This is a genomic window from Bradyrhizobium sp. Mp27, assembly GCF_029953005.1.
GTDB classification, from domain to species: Bacteria; Pseudomonadota; Alphaproteobacteria; order Rhizobiales; family Xanthobacteraceae; genus Bradyrhizobium; species Bradyrhizobium barranii.
In genome coordinates, this window is the sequence record NZ_JASAUS010000073.1 from 37176 (window position 1) to 43577 (window position 6402).

The window sequence follows — 6402 nt, forward strand, 5'->3', positions numbered from 1 at the left end:
GCGACTGGGATCGACCAATCACAATCAATACATGCATGCTGAAGAAACCAGCACCGTGAACATGTCGACGTCGAACTCGCTCTCCAGGCTAAGCCCGAACCGCTCCAGCCATTTATCCTGAGCCAGGTAGGCCAACTTCTCTCGCGCCTGTGGGCAATCAAATTTGAGCCTTCCAACATTCTGAAGGTGATGGACCATTTCGTGTACCAAGACCGATTGGTCGGTCGGCGAAGTGCCGCCCCAATCATCGGGAAGCAGGATCGTTCTCGTCTCGTTGTCGTAAAGCGCGACAACCTCGCGCTGAGGTAGTTGTCCATCGCTTTCCATGAAGCCTTGCGAAGAGGTACGGTCCCTTGCGCGCAACCTCGCAAGCTCCATCTTCGACGAAAATTCAACGACGGGGCGCTGTTTGATGGCAGGCAGGTCGAAATTCGATGAGAGCCAAGTCACAATGTCATCCAACTGGGCTTCCGCAAGTTGAGCCTTATCAGACTGCAACGAAACCGAACGCGACTTGGCGGACGCGCTGCGCTCCGAAGCATATTCGCAATGGGCTCTAGTGGATGTGGCTAACGTCAAGGAGGCTATCGCCGCGACCAAGAGGAATTGCTTGAACATGATCCTCTCCTCAGAGGCTGTTCGAAAAAGACACTCTTCAAAAAAACAGTCGGCAGTTGAACGGCTGGAACATAGCATTCGCCTGGCGACGTCGTTGTGAACCCATTCACACCCAAAGAACTCACAACGCCGGTCACCGAACATGCTGGTGAGCGGCGCGCCTCGTACTCCACCGGACACCGGCCGGCCGTTTAGCAGACGACGGAACCATGTCGCTAGTGCGTAGTAGCGGACATGAGCGCCGGGGCAAACCGTTCAGAAAATGTTGCTGGTGATGTGCGCCGATTCCCGAGGCTGCACGCCGCAGCAACAACGCAAAGTACAAGGCTTGAACGGCACATGACACGTAAACAGGCGGCTGAGCTGGCAGCGTTACGAGCAGAGCGCCATCGCCCGCTCTTCTTGAGTTACTTTGCGGCCTGCTGCGGCTGGGGCGGCGGCGGTTTGGGGACCGACGTCAGCATGCGAATCTTCCATTGCCCGTCCTCGCGAACATCGAGAGCGGTCCAAACAACGGTGAAGTCTATGGGAGCGCCTGTCTCGCTGTTGCCAGTAACACGAGACTCGCCCGTGACCAGAGCCATGCTTTCTGACAATGACTGAACCTCGGTCGTCTTGACCTCGAGGCGATTAACTCCCGCCTTGAAAGCGTTCTCATAGTATCTGGTATTGTCCACCACGCCGTCTTCAGTCACGCGCATATAGTTCTTGGTATAAAGCGAAGTAATCCCGGCGGGATCCTTGTTGCTGAAGTACCGCTCATATGCTGAACCTATCTTTCCAATTTCCTCCTTGAGATTTTGATCCGACGCAGTCGCGGGAATTGCCGATAGTAACAGCGAGATACATACAGCTCCGAATCCGCGCATGATGTCACTCCCTACTGTTGACGCCGCTCCAGACGAGACTTGAGACCAGGCTTACCTCCATCCCCCGTGAACTCCCGATGCCGCTGCATTTGGGCCCGCAGCCTCGTTGTTCTCCATGGACAGGATGTCTCTCTTGATCTGACGCAAGGAATTTTCTCCGCTGTCAGCGCTGCTCGAAATTTGGTCGTTCGTCTTCATGGTGGCAGCAGAGCGGCCGCGATTCCGCCGCTAAGGTCAGGCGCCCGCACGAAGAGAAAACGGGAGGTCGCCGGTATTTCAGCGTCATCTCGTCCGTCCTGGCCGATCAGGATCAATCCGGCTCCGCCATTCGCCACGTTGAGAACCACCGGCTCTCCGCTCCACGTCTTGATCGGCTGCATTCCCACGATGAGGAATTCGCCCATCGGCTGATCGAGATATTGAAGACGCAATTGCGGACCGACCTCCGCTGCCGCAAGTTCAAAGCCGAGTTGCCGGGCCCGTGCGTAAATGACGGCCAGAGGCACGCTATCGGTCTTGAAGCCGAGCTGGACCGCGGATACCACCACAAGCTCCACGTCCATCTTGCTAGAGCTGACGGCAAATGCCGGTCGAGCGAGAACTTCCGCGGCCAGCCCGCCGATATTGCAACCGACGGCATCCAATGCATTGCGCAACCCAACGGAGTTGCCAAACGTGCCGACTGCAATCGTCTTCCAGGTCGGAGCATCGCGGGCGGACCCGATGAGTTTTTGCGGCCAATCAACTGCACGAACTTTGCCGAGCTTCAGTTGATTCTGTAACACGTCGCGCGCCGAGCATTGTCCCCACGCTCTGGGCGTGAACTGAAACAGAGAAGCGGCCAAGAGCAACGCAACCATCAGGCAATGGCTGCCCCACCTCGCGTTCAGATGGTGATGTGGTGCGGCACGATCCGCGTGGCTTGTCAGAATGCACATGTCGAAGATCGACTTGTTGCAAAGTTCGACTGAAAAAAGCCCGCCTCCGAGTCAATGGGAAGAACGGAGGCCAATGAAAAACATCGTCCGACCGCACTCAAAAGGGGGGCCGGAGGCGGGACACTATTGGCTCAACTATTCCAATTTCAAATGAACGGGCGGCAGTCCGTAAGCCCGATCGCCCGTCGCATCAAACCGAAAACGGCATGACGTCTACAAACGTAGCACCACGAGTCCCTCGGTACAATCAGCAACTCCGCCCACCAGCGTGCATTGCGATCACTCGATTGCGCTTCGCCGCGAACACCACTCCGAGGCCGCAGACGTCTGTCATAGGTCACAAGCCGCGACTGTTCGCCGCAAGCTCATCGGCGACAATCGCCCGATCGCGCCGTCGCGCGTCCGTCGGCCGCGCCCTCGCCCGCATCGGCGATCCGTCAGAGCAACGCCGCTCGTGACCCGTCGGCGGACGTCCCTTGATCTAGATCAACCAGAACGCGACGCTTCGCCGCTTAGCTGGCTCATCCTCCTTTGCCTGAGTTGGAAGGAAATAGGAAAACACCCGCAGTGGGGCCACTACATCGCCCCACTCGGCCAATGCAGCGAATTTCAGGAGAACCCTTCATGCAAAAGCATCTGTTGTCGCTTGCTGCGATCCTGACGGGTTTGAGTCTCATCGTGTCGACATCGAGCCCGAGCGCCGCTCAATCGATTTCTGCGGAAGAGGCACAAGCGATCGCTGCGGAGGCGTATGTCTACTTCTATCCGCTCGTGACGATGGACCTGACGCGCAAGCAGCTCATCAATTCCGATCCCAAAACTGCGGCAATAGGCGGTCCTCCCAACACGTTCGACAATATCCAGGCCTACCCGACCGCAGACATGAAGGCGGTGGTGCGGCCCAATTTCGACACGCTGTATTCGAGCGCCTGGCTCGACCTGACCCGCGAACCCATGGTCGTTTCGGTTCCTGATACCGGTGGCCGCTACTACCTGCTGCCGATGCTCGACATGTGGACCGATGTGTTCGCGTCGCCGGGATGGCGTACGACAGGCACCAAGGCAGCGAATTTCCTGGTCGTGCCGCCGGGCTGGAACGGAAACGTGCCGGCGGGCTTCGCGCGTATCGACGCGCCGACGCCTTATGTCTGGATCATCGGCCGCACCAAGACCGATGGTCCTGCCGATTATGCTGCGGTTCACGAGGTGCAGAAGGGGTACAAGATCACACCGGTATCTGGATGGGGTAAGCCCCCGGTCGCCGTGACACAGACCATCGATCCCAACGTTGACGTCAAGACGCCGCCGAAGCTGCAAGTCGACACGATGGCAGGCGATAAGTTTTTTGCCTATGCGGCGGAGCTATCCAAGGTCCACCCGCCACACATCACAGATGAGCCGATCATCGCGCGCATGGCGCGGATAGGGCTCGAACCGGGCAAGAACTTCGACATGACCAAAGCCGATGCGACGATACGGAAAGCTATCGAGGATGCGCCGGCTCAGGCGCAAAGACTGATGGCATGGAAAATCCCAACGCTGGCGCGCGTTGCAAATCACTGGTCCATGAACACGGACACGATGGGCGTTTACGGGAACTACTACTTGAAGCGCGCGATCGTCGCGCAGCTCGGACTCGGCGCTAATCTGCCGGAGGACGCGATCTACCCGAACAGTGTTGGCGATGAAAACGGCAAGCCGCTCGACGGCGCAAACAAATACATCGTCCGCTTTGCCAAGGACGCGGTGCCGCCGGTCGAGGCATTCTGGTCAATCACCCTGTATGACGATGAAGGCTTCCAGGTTGCCAATCCACTCAATCGCTTTGCGGTGAGCAGCTGGATGCCGTTCAAGCGCGACGCCGACGGATCGCTCACGCTCTACGTCCAGAATGACAATCCGGGCGGCGATCGCGAAGCCAACTGGCTGCCCGCGCCCAAAAGCCCGTTCAACCTCACCATGCGTCTTTATGCGCCAAAGTCGGAGGCATTGACCGGCGTGTGGAATCCACCCGCCATCAAGCGGGTCGATAGTGAAACCGTTGGCCGGCAGCAATGACAATGCCAAGGGAGCCCGACCGGGCAAGGCACGCGCAGCGCATTTAAAGCGCCCAAGAAAGGCCAGAGATGATTCCCTTGCGAAGCCTGAACCAGGATGACGCCGCCGAAGACGAACCTTCATCGAGATCGAACGGGAGGTTCGCTCCTCAAACGTCGCTCGATACATGCCTCTTGGACAGTTTACACAGCTAAGGAGGTAGCCCATGCCGATCGTTCAATTTACTCGCTTCAAAACCGACAAGGTCGAGGAAACGGTCCAGATCATCCGGCAGGCGAAGAAAATCTTTGAAAAACACGGTGCCGAGTTTCTTCGGCTCTCCCGTTTCCACACAGGTCCCTGGGCAGGAGAGTTGCTGGTTACGACGCGCTACTCCAACTGGGAAGTCTACGGCAAGGTGCAGGAGGCCGTATCAAAGGACGCGGAGTTCGCGCAGCTGCAGGCTGATGGAATGAAGATTGCCGAACTACAGGGCCGTAACATCGCCGTCAGCATCGATCTCTAGTCGGGGCGCCGCCCCGCAAACCACAATAAGCGTGGAGGCCGCCGGACATATGCCGGTGGCCTTCCCGATCTGATGACTGCGTTCTACGCCCTACACCGGCGTGTAGATCACGAGCTTCAGCGCGGGATCGTCGTTGGCCTGAAAACTCGTGTGCTCGAAATGCAGCACGCCCAGAGTTGGATGAGACATCGTCTTGAGGCCCGAGGCGGTGCTGCGGATCTCGTGGGCTTCCCACCATTTGACGAATTCCGGGCTGCCCTGCCGCAGAAGCCCGCTTTGTGTGCGAAAATATCATTCGAGCTTAGACGAGATTTCAGTCACCTTTCGATCTGCGTAGGCAGAGAACAGGTACCCGTCTAAGTTGCCCATAATATCCGTGTGCCCATCGACTGAAACGCCCAACGAGCGTTGATTGTACAATCGGACAAACTCAGACAGTGCATTGGGACCGTTCAGCACATCATCCCCATGCCGTCCGTCAATCATCGAAAACAACTCGCGAAATACGGATCCGAGAGCCCGCCGAAAAAGGTTAACATAGTCTTGGCTGGGCCCGTCGTACTCCGCGACCAGAACGAGATATTTGTCATCAATTACGAATACCCGGGCAAAATGTATCACTGATGAATCACGGAAAGCTTTGTCCATCAGGGGCTGGAAAGTTTCAGAGAATGCGTTTTCAAGCGCCCTAAGCTTCGCTTGTGTGTGCTGGTCTTGCCCAATCGGGATCACGAGATTGAGGGCATGAGCCATGATGTCTCTCCGTGCTTAGGGCTCTCGACTAATCCTTGTTAGAGCCACATGAATCATCCCCGAAACAACCCCGTTCATCTCTATCCTGTCGGCATTCTGCAGAGCAGGAATTGCTGCGGCGGCTCGCGGCCCGATACTGCCGAGAGCCTCGACTACCGATTGACGCACCGACGCATCACCGTCGCCCAACGCGACGACCAACTCCTGTTCAACTTGCTGAACGACGCTGTCGAATGATACGAGCCAGATGCGGCCAAGGGCTTGCGCGACGCGGCCACGAACCATCGGATATTCGTCGCTGTGGAGGACCGCGACCAAAGCAGGCACTATCGCCGGCGACACTGGGCCAATTCGGCCAAGCGCCTCCGCCGCGCTGGCCCGAGTCTCGGTACGCGGATGTTCAAGAATGCCGATCAATATATTTATAACTTCCTGCGTCGCCGGTTTGACCTCGGCTAGAGTTTCTACAGCCCAACGCCGGTCCCGCGACTCCTGGGAAGTCAAACTGGACAATGCTCTTTGCACCCGCTGCATATCAGTGCGGTTGCTTTCTAGTACCCGGAATCAGAGCTGAGTGATACGGCGGCCTTTGAAACGGCGTTGACGGACCTTTTTCTTGGTCCAGACGAAGGGCTCGGCTCTGTCGTTGTATGCGTTGACG

At 57.5% G+C, this 6402-nt stretch carries 8 protein-coding genes; 2 read left to right on the forward strand and 6 right to left on the reverse strand.

From position 1 onward, the window contains the following. Positions 1-24 precede the first annotated feature (24 nt). The 3 genes from QJT78_RS29850 to QJT78_RS29860 all read right to left on the reverse strand — a co-directional run bounded on the left by QJT78_RS29850 (position 25) and on the right by QJT78_RS29860 (position 2425). The gene (locus QJT78_RS29850; protein WP_028151717.1) at positions 25-618 is read right to left on the reverse strand and encodes a DUF6647 family protein; all 594 of its coding nucleotides are present in this window, start codon (positions 616-618) and stop codon (positions 25-27) included. 407 nt (positions 619-1025) lie between these two features. Then, positions 1026-1487 (reverse strand): nuclear transport factor 2 family protein, encoded by a 462-nt coding sequence (locus tag QJT78_RS29855; RefSeq protein WP_028151718.1) that lies wholly within the window; start codon positions 1485-1487, stop codon positions 1026-1028. Between the two features lie 194 nt (positions 1488-1681). Further along, on the reverse strand, positions 1682-2425 hold the full coding sequence (locus QJT78_RS29860) for a hypothetical protein (RefSeq protein ID WP_028151719.1): 744 nt from the start codon (positions 2423-2425) through the stop codon (positions 1682-1684). Positions 2426-3049: 624 nt separating this feature from the next. Here QJT78_RS29860 and QJT78_RS29865 point away from each other — a divergent pair. Then, a complete protein-coding gene (locus QJT78_RS29865) occupies positions 3050-4483 on the forward strand; it encodes a DUF1254 domain-containing protein (RefSeq protein WP_038953093.1) in 1434 nt (477 codons plus the stop codon). A gap of 205 nt (positions 4484-4688) precedes the next feature. Then, the gene (locus QJT78_RS29870; protein ID WP_028151721.1) at positions 4689-4988 is read left to right on the forward strand and encodes a hypothetical protein; all 300 of its coding nucleotides are present in this window, start codon (positions 4689-4691) and stop codon (positions 4986-4988) included. Positions 4989-5078: 90 nt separating this feature from the next. Here the strand turns inward: QJT78_RS29870 and QJT78_RS29875 are convergent, their stop codons facing one another. The 3 genes from QJT78_RS29875 to QJT78_RS29885 are packed head-to-tail and all read right to left on the reverse strand — an operon-like array spanning position 5079 to position 6275. Then, a complete protein-coding gene (locus QJT78_RS29875) occupies positions 5079-5255 on the reverse strand; it encodes a hypothetical protein (protein ID WP_249163845.1) in 177 nt (58 codons plus the stop codon). Positions 5256-5279: 24 nt separating this feature from the next. Next, the gene (locus QJT78_RS29880; RefSeq protein WP_028154424.1) at positions 5280-5741 is read right to left on the reverse strand and encodes a hypothetical protein; all 462 of its coding nucleotides are present in this window, start codon (positions 5739-5741) and stop codon (positions 5280-5282) included. A 15-nt stretch (positions 5742-5756) separates the two neighbouring features. Continuing rightward, a complete protein-coding gene (locus tag QJT78_RS29885; protein ID WP_038945029.1) occupies positions 5757-6275 on the reverse strand; it encodes a HEAT repeat domain-containing protein in 519 nt (172 codons plus the stop codon). Positions 6276-6402: the final 127 nt, after the last annotated feature.